Source organism: Aquibium sp. ELW1220 (assembly GCF_030398385.1).
GTDB lineage: Bacteria > Pseudomonadota > Alphaproteobacteria > Rhizobiales > Rhizobiaceae > Aquibium.
In genome coordinates this window covers 1-21,073 of sequence record NZ_JAOAOQ010000044.1, presented here as the reverse complement: position 1 = coordinate 21,073, position 21,073 = coordinate 1, and the positions used below count along the sequence as shown (strand labels likewise).

At 66.2% G+C, this 21,073-nt stretch carries 20 protein-coding genes and 1 tRNA gene; 14 read left to right on the top strand and 7 right to left on the bottom strand.

Annotated elements, in window-relative coordinates; genetic code table 11:
- The first annotated feature begins 161 nt into the window (after positions 1–161).
- The 6 genes from N1F91_RS26020 (at position 162) to N1F91_RS25995 (ending at position 7,360) form a co-directional block, all read left to right on the top strand.
- Positions 162–238 (top strand) — tRNA-Pro (locus N1F91_RS26020).
- Positions 239–604: 366 nt separating this feature from the next.
- Positions 605–817 (top strand): hypothetical protein, encoded by a 213-nt coding sequence (locus N1F91_RS26015; RefSeq protein WP_289996475.1) that lies wholly within the window; start codon positions 605–607, stop codon positions 815–817.
- The gene (locus tag N1F91_RS26010; RefSeq protein ID WP_289996474.1) at positions 814–1,044 is read left to right on the top strand and encodes a hypothetical protein; all 231 of its coding nucleotides are present in this window, start codon (positions 814–816) and stop codon (positions 1,042–1,044) included. Before N1F91_RS26015 ends, N1F91_RS26010 begins: the two co-directional genes overlap by 4 nt.
- 859 nt (positions 1,045–1,903) lie before the next feature.
- Positions 1,904–2,074 (top strand): hypothetical protein, encoded by a 171-nt coding sequence (locus tag N1F91_RS26005; protein ID WP_289996473.1) that lies wholly within the window; start codon positions 1,904–1,906, stop codon positions 2,072–2,074.
- Positions 2,075–2,166: 92 nt separating this feature from the next.
- Positions 2,167–3,102, top strand: a complete 936-nt coding sequence (locus N1F91_RS26000; RefSeq protein WP_289996472.1) for a hypothetical protein — start codon at positions 2,167–2,169, stop codon at positions 3,100–3,102.
- Positions 3,103–3,331: 229 nt separating this feature from the next.
- On the top strand, positions 3,332–7,360 hold the full coding sequence (locus N1F91_RS25995) for a hypothetical protein (protein WP_289996471.1): 4,029 nt from the start codon (positions 3,332–3,334) through the stop codon (positions 7,358–7,360).
- Here the strand turns inward: N1F91_RS25995 and N1F91_RS25990 are convergent.
- Complete coding sequence (locus N1F91_RS25990) at positions 7,355–7,552, bottom strand: hypothetical protein (RefSeq protein ID WP_289996470.1); 198 nt, start codon at positions 7,550–7,552, stop codon at positions 7,355–7,357. The two genes, N1F91_RS25995 and N1F91_RS25990, sit on opposite strands and share 6 nt — an antisense overlap.
- A 135-nt stretch (positions 7,553–7,687) precedes the next feature.
- Here N1F91_RS25990 and N1F91_RS25985 point away from each other — a divergent pair, with 135 nt between their 5' ends.
- Positions 7,688–7,906 carry a hypothetical protein gene (locus N1F91_RS25985; protein ID WP_289996469.1) on the top strand — a complete coding sequence of 73 codons (219 nt, stop codon included), beginning with the start codon at positions 7,688–7,690 and terminating at the stop codon, positions 7,904–7,906.
- 88 nt (positions 7,907–7,994) lie between these two features.
- Here the strand turns inward: N1F91_RS25985 and N1F91_RS25980 are convergent, their stop codons facing one another.
- Genes N1F91_RS25980 through N1F91_RS25960 form a run of 5 tightly spaced genes read right to left on the bottom strand, consistent with a single transcriptional unit; the run spans position 7,995 to position 13,358 of the window.
- Entirely contained in the window at positions 7,995–9,080 is a 1,086-nt protein-coding gene (locus N1F91_RS25980; protein WP_289996467.1) for a Zn-dependent alcohol dehydrogenase, read from the bottom strand.
- Positions 9,081–9,109: 29 nt separating this feature from the next.
- On the bottom strand, positions 9,110–10,081 hold the full coding sequence (locus N1F91_RS25975) for a sugar ABC transporter substrate-binding protein (protein WP_289996465.1): 972 nt from the start codon (positions 10,079–10,081) through the stop codon (positions 9,110–9,112).
- A 36-nt stretch (positions 10,082–10,117) separates the two neighbouring features.
- A complete protein-coding gene (locus N1F91_RS25970; protein WP_289996463.1) occupies positions 10,118–11,098 on the bottom strand; it encodes an ABC transporter permease in 981 nt (326 codons plus the stop codon).
- Positions 11,095–12,615 (bottom strand): sugar ABC transporter ATP-binding protein, encoded by a 1,521-nt coding sequence (locus N1F91_RS25965; RefSeq protein ID WP_289996461.1) that lies wholly within the window; start codon positions 12,613–12,615, stop codon positions 11,095–11,097. The genes N1F91_RS25970 and N1F91_RS25965 overlap by 4 nt, the downstream gene beginning before the upstream one ends.
- A complete protein-coding gene (locus N1F91_RS25960; RefSeq protein WP_289996460.1) occupies positions 12,612–13,358 on the bottom strand; it encodes an SDR family NAD(P)-dependent oxidoreductase in 747 nt (248 codons plus the stop codon). Before N1F91_RS25960 ends, N1F91_RS25965 begins: the two co-directional genes overlap by 4 nt.
- Positions 13,359–13,659: 301 nt before the next feature.
- Between N1F91_RS25960 and N1F91_RS25955 the strand changes: the two genes are divergently transcribed.
- The 7 genes from N1F91_RS25955 to N1F91_RS25925 all read left to right on the top strand — a co-directional run bounded on the left by N1F91_RS25955 (position 13,660) and on the right by N1F91_RS25925 (position 20,311).
- A complete protein-coding gene (locus tag N1F91_RS25955) occupies positions 13,660–14,175 on the top strand; it encodes a (2Fe-2S)-binding protein (protein WP_289996457.1) in 516 nt (171 codons plus the stop codon).
- Positions 14,172–15,140, top strand: a complete 969-nt coding sequence (locus N1F91_RS25950) for an FAD binding domain-containing protein (protein ID WP_289996456.1) — start codon at positions 14,172–14,174, stop codon at positions 15,138–15,140. Before N1F91_RS25955 ends, N1F91_RS25950 begins: the two co-directional genes overlap by 4 nt.
- A complete protein-coding gene (locus tag N1F91_RS25945; protein WP_289996455.1) occupies positions 15,137–17,443 on the top strand; it encodes a xanthine dehydrogenase family protein molybdopterin-binding subunit in 2,307 nt (768 codons plus the stop codon). Before N1F91_RS25950 ends, N1F91_RS25945 begins: the two co-directional genes overlap by 4 nt.
- A 230-nt stretch (positions 17,444–17,673) precedes the next feature.
- Complete coding sequence (locus N1F91_RS25940) at positions 17,674–18,273, top strand: SH3 domain-containing protein (protein ID WP_289996454.1); 600 nt, start codon at positions 17,674–17,676, stop codon at positions 18,271–18,273.
- 158 nt (positions 18,274–18,431) lie between these two features.
- Positions 18,432–18,677 (top strand): DUF982 domain-containing protein, encoded by a 246-nt coding sequence (locus tag N1F91_RS25935; RefSeq protein ID WP_289996452.1) that lies wholly within the window; start codon positions 18,432–18,434, stop codon positions 18,675–18,677.
- Entirely contained in the window at positions 18,674–19,036 is a 363-nt protein-coding gene (locus tag N1F91_RS25930) for a DUF4112 domain-containing protein (protein ID WP_289996450.1), read from the top strand. Before N1F91_RS25935 ends, N1F91_RS25930 begins: the two co-directional genes overlap by 4 nt.
- A gap of 150 nt (positions 19,037–19,186) precedes the next feature.
- On the top strand, positions 19,187–20,311 hold the full coding sequence (locus tag N1F91_RS25925) for a DegT/DnrJ/EryC1/StrS aminotransferase family protein (RefSeq protein ID WP_289996448.1): 1,125 nt from the start codon (positions 19,187–19,189) through the stop codon (positions 20,309–20,311).
- Here N1F91_RS25925 and N1F91_RS25920 read toward each other — a convergent pair.
- Entirely contained in the window at positions 20,292–20,768 is a 477-nt protein-coding gene (locus N1F91_RS25920) for a hypothetical protein (protein ID WP_289996446.1), read from the bottom strand. The two genes, N1F91_RS25925 and N1F91_RS25920, sit on opposite strands and share 20 nt — an antisense overlap.
- Between the last annotated feature and the right edge of the window lie 305 nt (positions 20,769–21,073).

Here is a 21,073-nt window from a genome sequence, read left to right as displayed (position 1 = left end):
GCCACCGCCGCCCCGCTTCCCGCCCCTCGCCGCACCCTTTGCCGGCTGCAATCAGCCGCAACCGGCCAGGCGTGCAACGGAAGCACGCAGGACCGCGAAAATATGAGACGACGCGCTTGCAGGATCGGCAGGCGGGCGCTATAGACCCCCCCGACTGGTCACGGAGTGTAGCGCAGCCTGGTAGCGCACATCGTTCGGGACGATGGGGTCGCAGGTTCGAATCCTGCCACTCCGACCAGATTTCCCGATTTTCCGAAATGATAAGAACGGATTGGCCGCAGAGAGCCATCCGGCCTGGCGGCCGGCGTTTGGTCCTGGCCGGTAGCAAGACGCATTGCGCCTGCCCAGTGCACGCGCGCCCGTCCAGGACCGCCCTCGCCCAGGCGCAAGGTCGCGACCGCCGCCGCCCTCGGCGCCGGTTGACATCAAATCATGCCAACGGTCATGTCCCCATCGTCCATCCGCATTTAACCGCTGATCCCATGGCGCGAATCTCCTTCCTCGACGGGGAATCATGAAATGGAGGCGGACGGAAACGGCGAGAGTCAGCGGGAAAAGCTGTTGGAAGCTGGCAATTCGGGGCCGTTTCCGGTATGATCGAAGGATGACGAAAGACGAAAAAGGCTCGTCCGACGAAGCGCTTGTGCAAACAAGGCAGCGCCGCCTGAGGGCCGCGCATCTGCAAGCGATCAAAGACAGCCCGCCCAGCCCGGAGCAGACGGCGAGGTTCGAGCGCGAGGGCTGGTCGCACGAAAGGCACCTCTCCCATATCAGGGAGCGCGCACGGTCGGCGGCGATGATCCACGCCGCTGAATGAGCGATAGCGTGTACTGCTATCCGCCTGACCATACCGTCCTCAAAAACCGGCTTAACATGCGCGACGCCAGCGAACTCGAGTACTTCGAGCGCGAGTTCGTGATGGAGCGCGAGGGCGTGCCCGAAGGGGATTTCAGCCTCTCGCACCTGCGGGCGATCCACCGACACCTGTTCCAGGACGTCTATGACAGGGCGGGCAGTCGAGCTACGAAGCTTCGAGCGCGATAAGGGCGTCCCCAAGCAGCAGCATCGGCGGCATGTTCTTCATTTGGTGGCGGTGATAAAGACCAGAGCCGTTACGAGAGGTTACGGGCGGGGGCGCCAGGTCAGGCGTCCCCGAGTGATTACATTTGAGAGCGCCTTATTCAGCGCTCGAAGTACGGCCAGTTTCGACCCTGCATCCGATAACCCACGATTGAAGTGTCAGATTGACGGGGTAACCCGGAGGATCTCCCGCGGCGCAAAACCAACCATCAGCGTCTTCTGGCCTGTTGCCCAGCAGGATAGGGCGGTCAGGGTGCCAGCCAATTACGGCACATCCACCGCCGGTTCGGACATAGCCTCTTTCCATAGCACTGGCGGGCATCTTGATGGATAAGTCGAAATTCTTGTCCGGGCCGCTAGTGGTAGACCATTCGCGGCAATCAAGTCTTAAGCCTATATCGGCGGGCTGCTGAGCCAGAGCCACACCGATCGATGACGAGATTCCGACAAGCAGAAATGCTAATCTCCGTTTCATTCTGTCCTCCGAGATACGCCCGAATGGCGACAAGAATTACGTTAATTCGAATCCGCAATCTTTGTCACCTATGGTCACGCGCCAGGCGAATGTCTCCTCTGAATCTTTTTGGGGATACCGTGAACTTGCGCCCGGAGATTGCTCGCGCGCTCGACGGGAACTAGGCAGGATGTGACCACCCTGTGTGCACCCTGCCGAAGGGGAGGTGGCGGGATGCGCGAAAGGTCGACTGAAGCCGAAATGGCGAGAGGAATGGAGCCCGTTGCCATCGAGAAGGCGGACCGGGACGTGGTGATCCGCCATTTCGTTGACGGCCACGGACGGAATTTCCCCAGGTCACGGGACAGAATGATCGCTCGGTGCGACGAGACGATCGCGGAGATGATGCAGGATGCCGTCGACGGTGACGAGTTGTGGATCTGCCGCAGCCGACACGTCGGTATGCTGGCCGGTCACGAGGGCCTCGGGATCGTCCGCGAGGGCAGCATCGTGGAATACCGAAAGATAGTCCAGTATTAGCCGCATCCACCCGTAAAATTGCTAAGGGTGCTCAGGGTGGCCTTAAGATTTTCCATGTACGTGCTTAATGATCAGAGAAGGGGAACATCGACTTGCCCATCGTCATGATGAACCGCGATGCGAGCGGCACATCCTACCGCGTCGATGGTGTCGAGGTCCTAAAGCTGGTACCGATGCCCGCTCCAGTGACTGCCACTCCCCGCAAGTTTGGGAACGTTGTTCCTGGTCCTCTCCCGAATGCCGCTGGCAAACTGGACCGAGCGCGCCAGCTTCTCATCGAACTGGAGCAGGCCATCGGGTCCTACTTGGAGGCGGCCCGGTGGCAGCTCGCGTGGGCCACCGATCCTTCGACCAAGGAGCTTGTATTCACCATCACCATGCAGCATCCGCTCCCAGCGAGCATCGAGGGGATAATTGGCGATGCCTTAAGCAACATGAGGTCTGCCCTGAACCTCATGATCTCCGATCTGGTGCGCGCGAACGGCCAATCGGTCACCCGACAAACTGCCTTTCCGTCTGCAGAAAGCGAACAGAAGTACCGGCGCGAAGCGCCGAAGCGGCTCCAAGGCCTTTCCCAGAAGGCCGTAAAGCTGATTGATCGGCTAAAGCCATACGCTGGTGCGAGAGAGCTCTTCTGGCGCCTCTCGGAAGTGCGGAACACCGACGACCATCATTACATCCTGCCGGTCGTGCTTGGTCGCTTGAGCTTGGCTATGCGGGCCGGAATGCCAATGGTCTTCATGGGAGCCGACGGAGCCCTGAGCTTCGGAGGCGGTCCTGCTGGCTCGGTTCCCATGGGATTTGATCAGGGCCTCATGTCTCCAGGCAATGCGACGGCCACCCAGATGATCCCGGGACAGGCGGTTGAGTTCTATCGAGGCTCACCCGGCTTAGAGCAGCTCGAATTCGAAGTGGGCTTGAACTTCACCTTCATGATTGGCCCGGAAGTCGGACCAATCGACTTGCTTTACGAATTTTACGCGCTTGTGAGTCGCACGATTGCGATTGCCCAGCGGACACTTCTCTGAGAAAGTTCTGGTAGTGAACGGGAACGTCGACCGTTTGCGCGGACGTAATACTGTGCATATTTCCCGTAGAACCATGATGCGAAAATCAAAACTGAAAGACGGTTCCCATGGATTCTGCTTCGGTCTGGCCTAAGCGAGCTGCAGTTTCCGTACGGAAAATTGGTACTGGTTCGGTTTATAAATTCAGGTTCTTCTCGCAAATCGGGATCTGATTTGCTAGCGTGACCAAGTGTATATCCTGCGGACACTCATCGTCGAAGACCGCCTCTATTCCGAGCGAGCATTGCTCGAAACGGGATCGGTTTTCATTGTCCTGGCGGAGCCAGGTGCGGGAAAATCCGATCTCCTCGCCGAGTTCGCGCGAATCCTCGAGACAGCTAGCATTCGCGCCAGCATCTTCCGGCATAGAGGCGCGCCGAACGGCCGGGGCCTTGTCATCGACGCCATGGACGAGGTGGCCCGGACTGACCCGGTCGCAGTCGATGCGATTGTCGCGAAGGCAGCGGACCTTTCGCGTGACGTGACTGTCTTTGCCGGGAGGTCAAGCGAGTGGGACCACAGCCGGACGCGCTATGTCGAGGATTGTTTCGGCCTTGCACCCGTTACCGTGCGGCTGCAACCCTTCGCTGAGGATGAGCAGCGCCTGCTTTTCGAGGCGGCTTTCGCGGGAATTGACTTTGATGGGTTCCTCCGGGAGGCGCGCCGGATGGACCTAGGCGGCCTGCTCGGCAATCCGCAGTTCCTGCAATTGCTCGGCGAGGCCTTTATCGAGGGCGGGCACGTTTTCACCTCGAAGACCGGCATCTTCGACGACGCGACCAGACGGCTTGCCCACGAGGCGAATGACGCGGTCTCGACTGTGGGGCGGCCGCCACGCGATCGCGTCATGGCCGTTGGAGACGAAATCTTTGCGAAGCTGCTGCTCTCCGGCGCCGCTGGCGTCAGCACCATCGAGCCGCTTCAGGACGAGGACTTTCCGTTTTTGCCGTCCGTTGCGGGCAAGGACGGACGTTTCGTAGTCGACACCCGGCTCCTGAAACCCGCCGACAGCGACGACCGGCATGAGCCCGTGCACAGGATCGTGGCCGAGTATTGTGCCGCCCGGTATATCGCCCGCCGCATTCAAGACGCAGGCGACCGGCTCTCGCTGACCCGCCTGCTGTCCATCATTGCGCCGTCCGGTGCCGTTCGAACTGAGTTGCGGGGCCTTCTCGGGTGGCTCGCGGCGCTGTCGGGCGAAGACATTCAACACACCCTAGTCGACCTCGATCCGTATGCGGTGCTGGCCAACGGCGATCCCGCCCGTCTGACACCGCGGGCCAAACAACACTTGCTGACACGGCTGGCCGAGATATCCCGCAATGACCCTTTCTTTCGGCGCGGGGATCTGTGGCGACGCTTCAATGTCGGCCAGTTTTTCAACGATGATGTGCGCGAGGCAACGTCGGCAATCCTGGACCCGGCAGCGGCAGACGCGACGATGCGCGATCTTTTACTCGAGTTGGTCGCGTCCTCAGATGCTGGCGCGATGTTCGTGCCGGATCTTGAGCGGATCGCTCTGTTCGGCCCTCTTGGGCGCGGACCGCGCAAGAGTGCGTTCCGCACCCTGGTCATGGCAGATCCGGACCGCGCCGCAGCTATTGTACCTTCCCTCGTCACGGAAGGAACTTCCGTATCGCTCGATCTCGCCGCTCACGCGGCGATGGAACTCGGCGGTGAGCGTGTTAGTCTGCAGCAGTTGCTTGCGTTGCTCCGCGGCGCCGCCAGCCTTTATCCAACTAAAGACGAACCCCGCGATCGCGAACGCGAGCGCCGCTATTTTATCAAGACGTTGATCACGTCGCTGGATGTGGGAACGCTCCGCAGTGCCCTCGACGAACTCACGTCGGGGCTCATCTGTACCTGCTCCCCCCGTCAACGCTGGCACTGCCGATGCCGCAATGGCATCAGCAAGATTGTGGGTAACGTGCTGGATCGCTATTTCGAAATTGCCACCGGGCCGCATGATCCTCATCGGCTATGGCAGTGGCTTAGCCAACTTCGTTTCTCGGATTATCATGGCGGAGACAATTGTAACTCTGTGCGGTACTTGAAAGAGGATCACGGCTTGCGAAGGGCGGTGCAGTGGTTGGCAGTCTTTAGCCATGAGACACTTTACGCCACTCAACAGGCCGTGAGTGACCTGTATATAAGCACAACCCATGCAGGCATCCGGCTCCATGCCGAGGACATGACGGTAGTCGCTGACAAGGCGATCGCCTCCGGAAATCATGCGCTTTGGCAGGTGATGCTGATGCCGCACAACCCCCACAACACCGAGCAGCGCGCTAGCCCCATCCGCACGCTTCAGCGGTCGCACGCACGGGCCAATCCGGCACTGATGCGGGTCTGGGCACTGCGGGAGCGTCAGTCCCGCCTGCAACGCGAGCAGCAAAGGCGAGACATGCACTTTCGCCGCGGACGGTACCAGCGGCGCGAAGCGCAAGTGCATGCGGAGAACCAAACGCACTTCAACGCACACCGCGAAGAAATTGCCGCCGGTCTGGTCGGTGGGTGGACGAGATACTTCGCGAGCATGTACCTGCTCGAACCCGAAAAGCTGGCGCACATGGACTATGGTGCCACACCTGCAGAGGCGCTGCGCAACTGCATCCCGCATCTTATGGTGCACAGTCCATCGTTGCGGGACCTAGCCACCGGGCGAGGCCGGGCGACGGCCCAGATATTCTACGCGCATTGCCTCGTGCGGTTCCGGGACGGCTCGGACTTGACCGCGCTCCCTCCAGTCGTCCTGAAGGCAGCCTACACCGAGGCCGGGTCATGGCCAGCATTCATGGACAACGACGCCGAAGAGAAGGCGTTCGAGGAAGCCCTTGAGGACGCTGTCTTTCTGGATCAGGCGGCGGTAGACCAATTTATTGCCGCGTACATCGAGCCGGCGCTCGTGTCGACCGAAGAGACGCCGACGAACGTCGCGTGGCTGAAGCGGAAGGCGCGTTTCCGGGGCTTCCTGAGAACTCAGCCGCTCGACTGGCTTGAGCGTTATCCGCTCATGCCGCAGCACGCGATGGAGACGCTGTTTGAGATGGCAGCCGAGCATGGCGACCGGGCGCGGCTCCTGGCTCTGATCGATGCGCGCTTTGCCGATCCTGTCGCGGACAGCGGGAAGAACACGCAACAGGATCAGAGTGCGGCCCGCCGCCATCGCTTCTGGGCGCTGCAATGCTTTTTCTTCGAGACTCCGTCGCTCTCGCGGGCATGGTCTGAATTACGCCTCGACCCAGCTGTCGTTCTTGACATCCAGGACCGCATCGGATGGTTCGGCGCTAAGGAAAATGCTTACCAACTGCCGCTCTCACCTGAGGCGATCTTCCGCATCCTCGACACATTCGTTACCGCGTGGCCGCCGGTCCCGCTCCCGAACGGCTTCGGCACGAGCTCACCACCAGGGGAACGCGCATTCCGATTCTTCACGGATGTGATCTGGAAGATCGGTAGCGCGGATCTTGACCGCAAGTTGCCTGTGCTAGACAATATGCTCGGCGACTCCCGCTTTGATGTCTTCAGAGCGCAGCTTCTGACCCTGCGCGCCGAAACGCTGCATGCCCTGGCGCTGCGGGATTTCGCAGCGCCGTCGCCCGCGCAGATCGTTGCGATGCTCGACCGGCACCAGGTTGCTACGGTTGAGGATCTGCGCGCGCTGATGGTCGAGGAACTGGCAGCGCTTCAGGGCTGGCTACGCGGCTCCGAAACCGACCCACTCGACACCTTCTATGAAGGCGGCGCGCATGTCGATGAGAACACGGGCCGCAACCGCGTGGTGGACCGGCTGTATGCGCGCATGATGGCACTTGGATTGTCCGTGGAGATCGAGCGCCACATGGCCGACGAAAACCGGTGCGACATTACGGTGAGCGCGACACTTCCAGGCATTCAGCGGCTCCTGGTGGTTGAGGTAAAGGGGCAGTGGAGCAGCAGGCTTTTTACCGCTGCTTCTGCGCAGCTTGCTGAACGATACGCCATTCATCCCAATGCCGCCGGGCAAGGCATCTACCTTGTATTCTGGTATGGCGCCGATGTGCCGGTTGCGGGTTTACGAACCACCGGTATCAGTTCGGCGCGTGCACTTAGGGAGGCGATCCTCGCGGAGATGCCCGAGCAATTGCAAGCCGCGATCAGCGTGGTCGTTCTGGATCTGTCTCGCGCCGCCGCCACGGTCGCGCCCGCTGCCCGCGGAAGACAGCAAGTCGGTTCATAATACCAACCACCTTGTCCGCTGCCCGACATGCGTCCGGCCCAACATTCTGATCAATGTGATTGCGTTTGGTTGGGCGAGGTGCTTGCGCCAGGCGTCGCAGGCGGCTTCGATGATCGCCTCGTCGTCGGCGAAGACGCGGTTCGACTGCCGGTTGTTGCGCAGGTGCTGCCAGAATGCCCGCCGGGCTTGCACCGGGGTTCTCCACCGGTTCAGCTCCGGCGCCCGCGACAAAGAACCATGAAATGGAGGCGGACGGAAACGGCGAGAGTCAGCGGGAAAAGCCGTTGGAAGCTGGCAATTCGGGGCTGATTCCGGTATGATCCAAGGATGACGAAAGACGAAAAAGGCCCGTCCGACGAAGCGCTTGTGCAAGCAAGGCAGCGCCCGACGGCCGCGCATCTGCAATCGATCGAAGACAGCCCGCCCAGCCCGGAGCAGACGGCGATGTCCGAGAGGTTCGAGCGCGAGGGCTGGTCGCACGAAAGGCGCCTCGCCCATATCAGGGAACGCGCACGTTCGGCGGCGACATTACACGCCGCTGAATGAGCGATAGCGTCTACTGCTATCCGCCTGACCAGACCGTCCACCAACACCCGGAAGGCAGACCGTCCGCCGGCGCGGACGGTCCCGCCGCTCAGAACATCGCCACCGAGCGCGTGATGCCGTCGCCCTTGTCGAGCGCCACCATGGCGTCGTCGACCTCGTCGAGCGTGATCCGCGCGGTGATCATCTCGGAAATCTTCAGCCGGCCGTCCTGCCACATCTTCAGGTAGCGGGGGATATCGATGCGGAAGCGGTTGGAGCCCATCGACGAGCCGCGCAGCCGCCGGTCGAAGGTCAGCATGGTCGAATCGACGCTGATCTTGTCGCCCATCGGCAGCAGCCCGACGATGGTCGCGGTCCCGCCGGGCTTCAGCACGTTGAAGGCGGCCTGCGCGGTGACGGTCAGGCCGACGGCCTCGAAGGCATGGTCGACGCCGCCTCCGGTCATCTCGACGACGCGCCCGACCACCTCGTCGTCGGAGACGACGACGTCGGTCGCGCCATAGGCCCGCGCGGCCTCAGCCTTGGCGGGCGAGCGGTCGACGGCGATGATGCGGCCGGCACCTGCGACATGGGCGCCCTGCACGATGTTGAGGCCGACGCCGCCGCAGCCGAACACGGCCACGGTCTCGCCGGGCCGCACTTCGGCCGTGTTGAACACCGCGCCGACGCCGGTGGTGACGGCGCAGCCCACGACGGCCGCGACGTCGAGCGGAATGTCCTCGTCGATCTTCACCAGCGCGCGTTCGTGCACCAGCATCATCTCCGAGAAGCCGGAGAGATTGACGAATTGCGAGACCGGCTTGCCGCGCCGCGACAGGCGGGGCCTGCCGCCCTCCGGCCGGTTCAGCCCGCCGCCGTTGCAGATGTACATGCGACCGGAGAGACAGTACTCGCACTCGCCGCAAAAGGGCGTCAGGCAGCCCACCACGTGATCGCCGGGCTTCAGGTAGCTGACCTGCGACCCGACCTTCTCGACGATGCCGGCGCATTCGTGGCCGAGCACGAGCGGCATGGGAAAGGAGGTCCATTTCCCCTGCCGGAAATGCAGGTCGCTGTGGCAGACGCCGCAGGCGCAGGTCCGGACGAGCACTTCATGCTCCTGCGGAAGGTCGACGTCGAGATCGTCGACGACCTCCTGGGCGACGCCGATCTGGCTGAGGAGAAGTGCGCGCATGGTTGTGTCTCCGGACCCGGCTCTTCGGCTTACTGCAGACCCGGGTACTCGACCCGCTGGTCGTAGGGCTTCCAGTCGGCGACGTTGTCCTTGGTCCAGGTGGCGACGTCGGAGATCTGGATGACTTCCGTCGTCGTCGGCGCCGGCGTCTTGCCTTCCAGGATGTCGGCGATGCGGCCGGCCAGAACCATGCCGCCGTCGGTCGGCATCATGTCCCAGCTCGCCGAGATGACGCCCTGCTTGATGCCGTCGATGCCCTGGTTCTCGCCGTTGAGGCCGGTGATCAGGATCTCGCGGCCGGACGACTTGGCGGCGAGGCCCGCGCCGAGCGCGATGCCGTCGTTCATCGACCAGATGGCCTTGAGGTCGGGAAAGCGCGTCAGCAGGTTTTCAGCGAGCGGACGGCCGGTCGCCGCGTCGTCGGGGATGGCGCGCTCGATCGCGACGATCTCAAGGTCGGGGCACTTCTCCTTGATCGTCTCCTTGAAGCCGTCCCAGCGCGGCGTCAGCACCGGGATCTCGATCGCCTCGATGAGCGCGATCTCGCCCGTGCCGCCGGTCGCCTCGCAGACATATTCGCCCGACTTCACGCCGAGTTCGCGCGACGGCATGTTGACCTGCACCAGGGTCTTGTCGAAGCCCGGCGTACCGCCGATCGAGAAGATCTTCACGCCGGCCGCATCGGCGCGCATCAGCGGGCCGAGCACGGCGTTGGGATCGCCGGCGATGTCCATGGCGATCGCCGCCACGCCCTCGTCGACGAACTGGTCGATGTGGGCGACCTGCTTGTTGATGTCGAGCTGGGCGTCGAGGAACTTGTAGGCGATGCCGCGGGCCTTGAGGCCGGCCGCGACCGATTCATACTGCGCCCGCGCGGCCTCGATGGCGTAGTTGGCGCCGATGATGCCGACGACGGGTTGCTTGTCCTGGGCACTGGCCAGGCCCGTCAGCGCGGCGGTTGCGGCCGCCCCTGCGAGCAGAATGGACTTCAGTTTCGTCATGTCGATTTCCCCTTTTGGTTGTTCACGAGGTTTGCGTCATCGGCCGCGGAAGCGGTCGAGTGCGATGGCGGCGACGAGAACGACGCCGGTTGCGATGCCCTGCCAGTAGGACGGTACGCCCGCGAGCGTGATGCCGTTGGCCAGGATGCCGAGGAAGAGGACGCCGATCGCCGTGCCGGCGACGGTGCCGCTGCCGCCGGCAAAGCTCGCGCCGCCGAGGAGCACGGCGGCGGCCGCCGACAGTTCGAGGCCGAGCGCGCCGCTGACCGGCTGGGAGGAGGTCAGGCGGCCGGTCAGCATCACGGCGGCAATGCCCGCCGTGAGGGCGGCGATCGCGTAGACCGAGAACCGCACCGCCCTGACGTTGACGCCCGACAGCCGCGCCGCGACCTCGTTGCCGCCGACGGCATAGACGCTGCGGCCGAAACGGGTCCACCGCATCACCACGTAGCCGACGATGCCGACGAGAATGGCGATCAGCACCGGCATGGGAAACCCCGCCACGAAGCCGTCGCCCAGCCACTGCACCGGCTCGTGCGCGATGGTCGATTTCGTCACGCCGTTGGAGAGCACGAGCGCTGCGCCGCGCAGCAGTTGCAGCATGCCGAGCGTCACGACGAAGAAGTTCAGGCCGCCATAGGCGATGAGACCGCCGTTGATGAGCGCGCCGAGGAAGGTGCAGGCGAGGACGGTGATCAGGATCGCCGGCCAGGCAGGAACCCCGGCCTCGAGCATCGAGGCCAGGAACACGCCGCCCAGCGCCACCATGGAACCGACCGAGAGATCGAGACCCTGGCTGACGATGACGAAGGTCAGCCCGACCGCCACCACGAACAGCACCGCATTGGTGCGCAGGATGTTCATGATGTTGGAATAGCGCAGGAAGTTGTCCTGCGTCAGCGACAGGACGACTATCAGCACCAGCAGGGCCGCGCCCACGCCGAGATAGCGCCGGAGAACGGTCCCCACCCGCACGCCGGAGCCGGACGCCGCCTGCCCACCTTCGTTCGTCGTCATGCGTGCACCGCTCCCTGAGATGACGTTTCCAGTTCGTGGGCGCCGGACGCCCAGTAGGCGATGGCTTCCTCGGTCGCCTCTTCCGCGTCGAACTCGGCCACGATGCGCCCCTGGTAGAGGACGCAGATGCGGTGGCAGACGCCGAGCAGTTCCTGCAGTTCGGAGGACGCGATCAAAAGGCCCATGCCCTCGCCCACGAGCTTCGCAATCTGCGCGTAGATGTCTTCCTTGGCGCCGACGTCGATGCCCCGCGTCGGCTCGTCGAGCAGCAGCACTTTCGGGTTCGTCGCCAGTTCGCGGGCGATCACCACCTTCTGCTGGTTGCCGCCGGAGAGTTCGCTGACGCGCTGGCCGGAGTCGGTCGCCTTGATCTTCAGGCCCTGCGAGCCGTCGACGAAGGCCGCCTCGTCGAAGGCCTTGCCGAGGAACGCCATGGGTCCGCGCAGGTTCATGCGCGACAGCGCCGCGTTGCGCCGGATCGACCAGCCCATGACGAGGCCCTCGACCTTGCGGTCTTCCGGAACGTAGCCGATGCCGGCACGGTGGGCGTGGGCCGGCGAGCGGGGGTCCACCCGCCGGCCGTCCACGACGATGGCGCCGGAGGTTGCCGTCCTGACGCCGGTGATGGTGCGCATGAGCGCGCTGCGGCCGCTGCCGACGAGACCGGCGAGGCCCACCACCTCGCCCGCGCGCACCGTGAGCGTCACGTCGCGCAGAGAGCCGCGCGAGACCTCCTGAAGGTCGAGCAGCACCTTGCCGGGTCTTGCCGGCGCGCGGTGCCAGTATGATTTCAGGTCGCGGCCGACCATCATCGAGACGAGCGCGCGCTCGTCGGTTTCGGCGATCGGCGTCGTGCCGATGAAATGGCCGTCGCGCAGCACGGTCGCCCGGTCGGCGAGTTCCATCACCTCCGTCATGCGGTGCGAGACGAAGGCGATGGCGACGCCCTTGTCGCGCAGCGCGCGCAGCAGGCGAAACAGGATCGCGGCATCGGCCTCGTCGAGCGAGCTCGTCGCCTCGTCGAGCAGCAGGATCCGCGGCTCGTCGACGAGGCCCTTGGCGATCTCGATCATCTGGCGGCGGCCGATGGAGAGTTCCGCCACCTTCGTGCGGACGTCGACGTCGATGCCGAGCGTCGCGAGGACCGCCTGGGCGCGGGCGTTGACGGTCCGCCAGCGCAGAAATCCCGCCGATGCCGGCAGCCGGCCCATGAGGATGTTCTCGGCAACGGTCAGGGACGGCGCGAGCTGCGGCTCCTGATGCACGATCGCGATCCCCGCCGCCCGCGCCTCGACCGGATCGAGCGCGCCGACGCTCCTGCCGTCGAAGCCGATCGTCCCGGAATCGGGGCGCAGGGCGCCAGACAGAATGGCGAGGAGCGTCGACTTGCCGGAGCCGTTCTCGCCCATGACGGCGTGGATCTCGCCGGCATGGAGGGTCAGCCGCGCATCATGCAGCGCGACCGCTCCCCCGAAGGTCTTGTGGATGCCGGCCGCCTGGAGGACCGCCGCGCTCATGACTTCTGGATGCCGCCGTCGAGGCTGATGATCTGGCCCGTCATGAAATCCGATCCCGGGCCGGCGAGGAACAGGGCGAGCGGTCCGATCTCGGAGGGGGCTCCGACCCGCGCCAGCGGCGTCTCGGCGGTGATGGCCGCCATGATCTCGGGCACCGAGAGCAGATGCGAATTGATGTCGGTCGCAAAGGCGCCCGGCGCGATGGCGTTGACCGTCAGCTTCGGCGCCCACTCCCAGGCAAGCGTCTTCACCATCGCATTGATGGCGCCCTTGCTCGCGGCATAGGCCACCCAGTTGGCGCTGCCGCGGATGCCGATGTCGGAGGAAACCGCGATCAGCTTTCCGGAGCCCCGGCCATGCATGCGCGCGCCGAAGGACCGCATGGTTGCGAAGGTGCCGAGGACATTGGCCTCGATGACGCGCATGAAGTCGGCGTCCGTCGTTTCGATCGCCGGCTTCACCAGGCTGACCCCGGCATTGGCGATCACGACATCGACCGGACCGGCGCTCCAGACCTCGTCGGCGAAGCGTTCCACATCGGCCGTATCGGTGACGTCGAGCGCACGGGCGGAGACGCTGCCGCCGTCCGCCTCGATCCGGTCCACCGTCGCCGCCATCGCCTCGCGGTCGCGGCCGGTGATGACGACGTCCATTCCGGCAGATGCCAGGGCAGCGGCCATGGCCTGGCCCAGCCCCCGGCTGGCTCCCGTGACGACGGCTCTGCGCCCTCGAAATCCGTCCACCGTCGTCCCCTTTTTGTCAGGCAGTCCAATGTCCGGACATATTTGGCTGCATGTTTGTGCACAAAGATAGGGACATTGTCCGCATCATGTCAACGGCTCCAGTCGCTCAGGATCAGGAATTCGGCATGCCGGCTTTCGGCTAAATCTCTGATTATCGTCTGTTTTCGAATCCCGCATCGACGCGGCTGCATCCAAGGGCGAGTCGTTTGTGCGCTCTTGAAAGCCCCATCGGGCATGATAAGGTCCGGACAAGATGTATTCAAAACTGGCGGCCTCTGTCAGCCGCCGAAGGAGCAGCACGATGCGTTCGGCCGACACCCCCTTCGTTCGAAGCGCGGCCAGGACCGACCTCGATCTGCACCTGCGGGTGAATGGCCGCAGCCATCGGATCCGCGCGGAAGCCCGCGAAACCCTCCTTGATGTGCTGCGCGAGCGCCTGGGCCTGTTCGGCACCAAGAAGGGCTGCGACCACGGCCAGTGCGGCGCCTGCACGGTGCTCGTCGACGGCCGCCGCGTGCTGTCCTGCCTGACGCTTGCGGCCCAGGCGGAGCACGGCGCCGTCACGACGGTCGAGGGCATGGTCGAGCACCCCGTCGGGCGCCTCGTTCAGGCGGCCTTCGTGGCGGAGGACGGGTTGCAGTGCGGCTACTGCACCCCGGGCCAGATCGTTTCCGCCACGGCCTGCATCCTGGAAGGGGCGGCGACCTCCGACGAGGCCATCCGGGAGGCGATGTCGGGCAATCTCTGCCGCTGCGGCGCCTATCCGAACATCGTGGCAGCCGTCCGTTCCGCGGCAGCAGTGGTCGAACGCCGATGAACCGCCTGGCCTATCTGCGGGCCTCGTCGCTTGAGGAGGCAAAGCAGGCTCTGGCCCTGCCCGGCTCGATCGCGCTCGCGGGCGGCACGACCGTCGTCGACCTCGCGAAGCTCGGGGCGATGAAGCCCGACCTCCTGGTCGACATCGGCGGCCTTGCCGGTCTCGACGCCGTTCGCGTCGACGCCGGCCGTCTGCACATCGGCGCGCTGGCGCGCATGGCCGACGTCTCCCGCAACGCCGACGTGCTCAGGCTGGCACCCGCCATCGCGGAATCGATCGAACGCGCCGCCTCCGGCCAGATCCGCAACATGGCCACGATCGGCGGCAACATCCTCCAGCGCACCCGCTGCGCCTATTTCCGCGACGCCTCGACCTATGCCGCCTGCAATCGCCGGACGCCCGGATCCGGCTGCGCCGCGATCGGCGGCGTCACTCCCAATCACGCGATCCTCGGCGCCACCGATGCCTGCATGGCGACCTATCCCGGAGACCTTGCCATCGTGCTGGCGGCACTCGACGCGACCGTCCACACCGACATGCGCGACGTCGCGCTCGTCGACCTGTTCGCTGAAGCCGGCAGCGGCAGGGAGACGGTGCTTGCCGACGACGAGATCATCACGGCGGTCTCCGTAGCGGCCGACGCGGGTGCGGCGCGGTCGAGCTACCTCAAGCTGCGCGACCGTCAGTCCTACGAATTCGCCGCGGTCAGCGTGGCGCTCGCCGTCGACTTGACGGGGAACGGTCCGCAGATCCGCGTCGCCGTCGGCGGCGTCGCGACGAAGCCCTGGCGGCTCCCGTCCGTCGAGGCCGTCCTGCGGGCGGGGCCTCCCACCCGGGCGCGCATCGCCGAGGCCGCCGCGACCGCGGCTGGCGACGCCCGGTCGACGCCCGACAACCACTTCAAGATCCGCCTGCTGACGCGCACGCTGGAACGCGCCCTCCTGACCGCACTGGACCTGTCGTGACGGACCCGACGAAGCGAAAGCACGGCGACGCCTCCGACGGCGCTCTTCATCTCGGTTCCCCGCTGGCGCGTGTGGACGGCGATCGCAAGGTGCGCGGCGAAGCGGCCTATGCCCTGGACGCCGCCCCCGCCGGCCTGGCGCATGGCGTCCTGGTCCGCGGCACGATCGGCGCGGGGACGGTCCTGTCCGTCGACGCCGCTTCCGCGCGGCAGAGCCCCGGCGTGCTGATGGTGTTCACCCCGTTCGACACGCCCGTGCTCGGCGCCCCCGACAGTTTCCTCGACGGAACGCCGGGCGAAGGCCCGTTCCACGTCTTCCCCGCGTCGATCCTCCACTGGGGTCAGGCGGTCGCCGCCGTCATCGCGGAGACCCGCCAGCAGGCCGAAACCGCCGCGGCCCTCCTGCGGATCGACTATGCGCCCGGCGACGTCGTGCCGAGCATTCTGTCGAAAGACGCGGGACCGGGGGTCCCCGTCGGCGCCGTCGACATCGACCGGGGCGATGCGGAGGCCGCGCTCGCCGGATCGGTCTTCCGCGTCGAGGCGACCTACGAGACCCCGCGCGAATACCACGTCCCCATCGAGCCGCACGGTGCCGTCGCCTGGTGGGAGGGCGACCGGCTGACGGTCCGCGAACCGAGCCAGTGGATCGACGCGATGGCCCGCACCTATGCCGGCTGGTTCGGCATTCCCTTCGAGAACGTCCGGCTGATCTCCCACTTCGTCGGCGGCGGCTTCGGCTCCAAGGTCACCGCCATGACGCATGGCGCGGTCGCAGCGCTTGCGGCGCGCGAACTCGGCCGGCCGGTCAAGGTGGCGGTCACCCGCGCCCAGAATTTCACCGCCCATGGCGGCCGCGCGGCGACGCGGCAGACGCTGCGCCTCGGCGCCGATGCCGACGGCCGCCTGAAGGCCATCGTCCAGGACGGCGAGAGCGAGACCTCCGTCTTCGTCCCCTTCGTCGAGCAGCTGAACGCCGCCACGAGCGTCATGTATGACGTGCCGAACCTGCGCTCGCGCCAGCGTCTCGTGCACGTCAACACGGTGACGCCCGCGCACATGCGTGCGCCCGGCAAGCATCCGAGCGCTTTCGGCCTCGAATCCGCCATAGACGAGCTGGCCCATCTGGCCGGCATCGATCCGGTGGAACTGCGGCTGCGCAACGAGGCCGGGTTCAACCCGCAGACCGGACAGCCCTGGTCCTCGCGCCGGCTGCGCGAGGCGCTCGTCGAAGGCGCGCGGCGGTTCGGATGGAAGGATCGTCCTGCCGCGCCCCGCTCGATGCGCGACGCCGACGGAGCCTTCCTCGGCTGGGGCGTCGCCGCCGGCCTGTTCCCTGCGCTCGACCACTTCGGGGAAGCCGGCCTGCGCGTCGATGCGGACGGCTCCATCGAGGTGCTGTCGGCCGGCATCGACATGGGCACCGGCACCTACACCATCCTGGCGCAGGCCGCCGCCGACGCGCTCGGCGTCTTGCCGGGCGACGTCACGGTGCGGCTCGGCGACAGCGAGCTGCCGAGCGGGCCGCTCGCCGGCAATTCGCTGCTGGCCGGCGTCATGACCGGGCTCGTCCACAAGGCCGCGGCAGCGATGCGCGAGACGATCATCGGCCTTGCCCTGACCGAGCAGGGTTCGCCGTTCCGCGGCAGCGAACTGAACACGCTCGACATCACCCGCGGCCGCATCCACCCGACGCTGGACGAAGGCAGGGCGGTTCCGATCGCCGACCTGCTCAAGGCGATCGGCCGCGACCGGATCGAACGCATCGAGGACAATTTCCCGGCCGGCACGAGCGCGCAGGAGCGGCACCGCATCATGACGACGGTCGCCGGCCTGCGGCCGCCCGACGGCGGCGTCTCTTCGGTCGCCTCGTGGTGCGCGCATTTCGTCGAGGTGAAGGTTGACGAGGATTTCGGCACCGTCCGCGTCCGGCGCGTCGTTTCCGGCTTCGACTGCGGCCGGCTCTACAATCCCCACCTCGCCGCCAGCCAGTTCCGGGGCGGCATCGTCATGGGCATCGGCCAGGCGCTGCTCGAGGGCGGGCGGGTCGACCCGCGCGACGGCCGGATCGTCAACGACAATCTCGGCGACTATCTGATCCCCACCAACGCCGACATTCCCGACATCGAGGTGTTCTCGGTCGGCGAGCCGGATTTCCGCGCCGCGCCGATGGGCGGCAAGCCGGTCGGCGAGATCGGCATCGTCGGCGTCGCCCCGGCGATCTGCAACGCCGTGTTCCACGCCACCGGCCAGCGCATCCGCCGTCTGCCGCTCGACATCGCCGCGCTCCTCTCGACGAACTGAGGCCCCGACGGGGATCGCGACACCACACGGGCCGCGAAGCCGACCGCCGCGAGCGCGCACCGTCGCGCGCGCCCGCGTCCCGTCCGCGCAGCCTTGGGGGGTAGATCCGCGCCCTGCCCTGCGTCTTTCGTGCCGCGGAATCGCCTTTTTTCATGCCGGAACGAACCCGCGCCTCACCGATTTCTGGCTGCGAAGGGAAGGAAACCGTTCAACAAGAGGAGAAATTCCCCATGCTGAAGCACACTTTGATCTCCACCACGCTCGCCTTCGGGCTGCTCGCACCCGTCGCGGCCAGCGCCGCCACGCAGGCCATCACGACCAGCGACCTGAACATCCGGACCGGACCCGGCACCTCCTACCAGCGCTTCGACACGATACCGTCGCGCGACCGCGTCGTGGTCCATGGCTGTCTCAACGGATACAACTGGTGCGACGTCGGGTGGCGGGGCGAACGGGGCTGGGTTTCCGGCAACTACCTCGCCTATCGCAGCGAGCGCTATCGCGACCGCACGATCTCGTCCGTCGGCGTCTCCATCGGCCTGCCGGTGGTCGGGTTCGAGCCCTACGCCTACCACGGCCGCCACTATCGCGACCGGCCCTGGTACCGGGACCGCTACCTCGACCGCAGGGACCGGAGCGAGCGTCGGGAACTGCGAAGCGAGCGCCGTGACGTCCGCGATGCCCGCGGCGATCTGCGCGACGCGCGCCGCGACCTGCGCGAAGCCCGGCGGGATGGCGAGAACCTTCGGCCCCACCGTCGCGAGGTGCGCGAGGAGCGCCGCGACCTGCGGCAGGAGCGGCGCGAACTGCGGCGCGAGCGCCGCGACTGACGCGTTCCTGCCGCGATCGTCCCTGTGCCGCCGTCGCCGGACGGCGGCGCCTTCACATCGGCGAAAGCTTTCCGTGAGAGGGTCCGGCTGCAGATCATGCCGGAACCACGCCGGTTCCCGTACGTTCATCATCCGGTCCCCAAGAGCGAGTGCAGGCAATGTCCCTCTTCCATGAACCGGTGAAACTGCTGCAGGGCGAAGATGCACGCCCGCTCGAGATTCACGACGCCGCCCAGGCGTCGATCGCGCTCGAGAACGACTGGCCCGAAGCGCGCGGCAAATGGTACTGGGCCGCCCGCCAGGCCTGCCGCGCCGCCGGCGAAGGCCGTGCCTCGCCGCACATCGCCCGCCGCATCTTCCTGCGTGCCCTCGAGGAGTCGCGGCAGCCGCACCTCCCGGCATGACCAGTTCTGCCCGAACGAACGAAGGCGACAGGATCGCCGGTCTCGAGGAACTGGCGCGAAACCTCGATTCGCGCTGGCACATCCCCGGCACCGGCATCCGCTTCGGGCTAGATGCCGTCGCCGGCCTGATCCCGGGCGTGGGCGACGTCGCTGCCGCACTGGTGTCCGGGCACATCATCCTGCATGGCTGGCGCGCCGGCGCGCCCGGCCACGTGATCGCGCGGATGGTCGGAAACGTCGCGCTCGACACCGTCGTCGGCAGCATTCCGGTGCTGGGCTCGGTCTTCGACGTCTTCTACAAGGCCAACAACCGCAATGTCCGCCTGCTGCGGCGCCATTTCGATTCAGCTGCCCGCTGAGGCTCGGCGACCGCCTTTTTCTCCTTGCATAACGTCACGTTACCGCACCCTACGCATGGTGATCGAATGCGTCTGGCAATGATCCGGCGCGCGTCCTAAGACACGTTCGGGACAGGGCGCCGACGCGGCGCGGGAAGTGCTGGAGAGCCAATGCAGTTCATCGATCTCGGGGCCCAGCGGGCGCGTATCAGCAACCGCCTGAAGGCTGCCGTCGACCGCGTCATCGACAGCGGCGCCTACATTCTCGGCCCGGACGTGCGCGCGTTCGAAACGCAGCTCGCCGACTATGTCGGTGTCCGCAACGTGGTGGCCTGCGCCAACGGCACCGATGCGCTGCTGCTGCCCCTGCTCGCCAGCGGCATCGGACCGGGAGACGCCGTGTTCTGCCCGAGCTTCACCTTCGCTGCCACCGCCGAGGTGGTCGCGCTGGCGAAGGCAGAGCCGGTCTTCGTCGACATCGATCCCGACAGCTACAACATGGACCCCGCCTCCCTCGAAGCCGCCATCGCCATGGTCAGGGCGGAAGGCCGGCTGACCCCGAGGGCCGTCATCCCGGTCGACCTGTTCGGGCTTGCCGCCGACTATCCCGCCATCGGCGCCATCGCGCGGCGCGAGAAGCTGATGGTGATCGAGGACGCCGCGCAGGCAATCGGCGGCAGCCTCGACAACCGCCGGTGCGGCGCCTTCGGCGACGTCGGCTCGACCAGCTTCTACCCGGCCAAGCCGCTCGGCTGCTACGGCGACGGCGGCGCGATGTTCACCGACGACGACGCCTTCGCCGAGACGCTGCGCTCCTACGCCTTCCACGGCAAGGGCTCCACGCAGTACGACAACGTCCATGTCGGCCTGAACTCGCGTCTCGACACGCTGCAGGCGGCGATCCTGATCGAGAAGCTCGCGATCCTCGAAGACGAGATGGCGGAGCGCCAGGTGGTGGCGCGGCGCTATGCCGAAGGGCTCGCGGGCGTGGTCAAGACGCCGGTCGTGCCCGAGAACCGGCGTTCGGCCTGGGCGCAGTATGCCATCGAGACCCCGCACCGCGACGCCCTGAAGGCGCATCTGCAGGCGGCCGGCATCCCGAGCGTGATCTACTACGTCAAGCCGCTGCACCTGCAGGTGGCCTATGAGCACTTCCCGCGCGTGCCGACCGGCCTGCCGGTGTCGGAGGAACTCCCCTCGCGCATCCTGTGCCTTCCGATGCATCCCTACCTGACGGCCGACGATCAGAACCGCATCTGCGACACCATCGCCGGGTTCATCGCCACCCGGGGCTGAGCCGGTCCGCCTCGGCCGCCTCCCCCTCCCCTTCGTCATCCCGGAACGCGACGTCGAGCGAAGCGAGACGGCGCGTATCCGGGATCCATGCCTCGCCGTCCATCCCCGCGATCCGGTAGAGGACGAGCCACCCTGCGTCGCCGCCCGTCGGCGCCGCTCCACGGTCGTCGCCATATCCTCCAGCGTCGCCCCCCCTCCGTCGTCGCTTCGCGACGCCACCTCCGCCCCACTGCGTGGGGTGGAGGATAAAGCGGTGGCGCCGGCGCCCATCCTCCAACCCCACGAAGTGGGGGGAGGTGCCGAGCGCAGCGAGGCGGAGGGGGGACACCGCGGGGCCAATCCGGTAACCGCACGGGCCTACCTCGGCCAGCGACCCCTCTACACCTTCGTCATCCCGGAACGCGACGTCGAGCGAAGCGAGACGGCGCGTATCCGGAATCCCTGCCTCGCCGTCCATGCCCGCGATCCGGTCCAGGACGAGCCACCTTGCGTCGCCGCCCGTCGGCGCCGCTCCACGGTCGTCGCCATATCCTCCAGCGTCGCCCCCCCCTCCGTCGTCGCTTCGCGACGCCACCTCCGCCCCCACTGCGTGGGGTGGAGGATGAGTGGCCGGCCGCAGCGCCCATCCTCCAACCCCACGCAGTGGGGGGGACTCCCCACCGTTTAGCAAGAGGTTTTCTGGGTTGCCCGGGAGGGGTCGAAGGAGGTTCCGGCTTTCAGCATGGCGCAGGCGACGTTGAGGAGGCGGTCGGCGACGGAGCG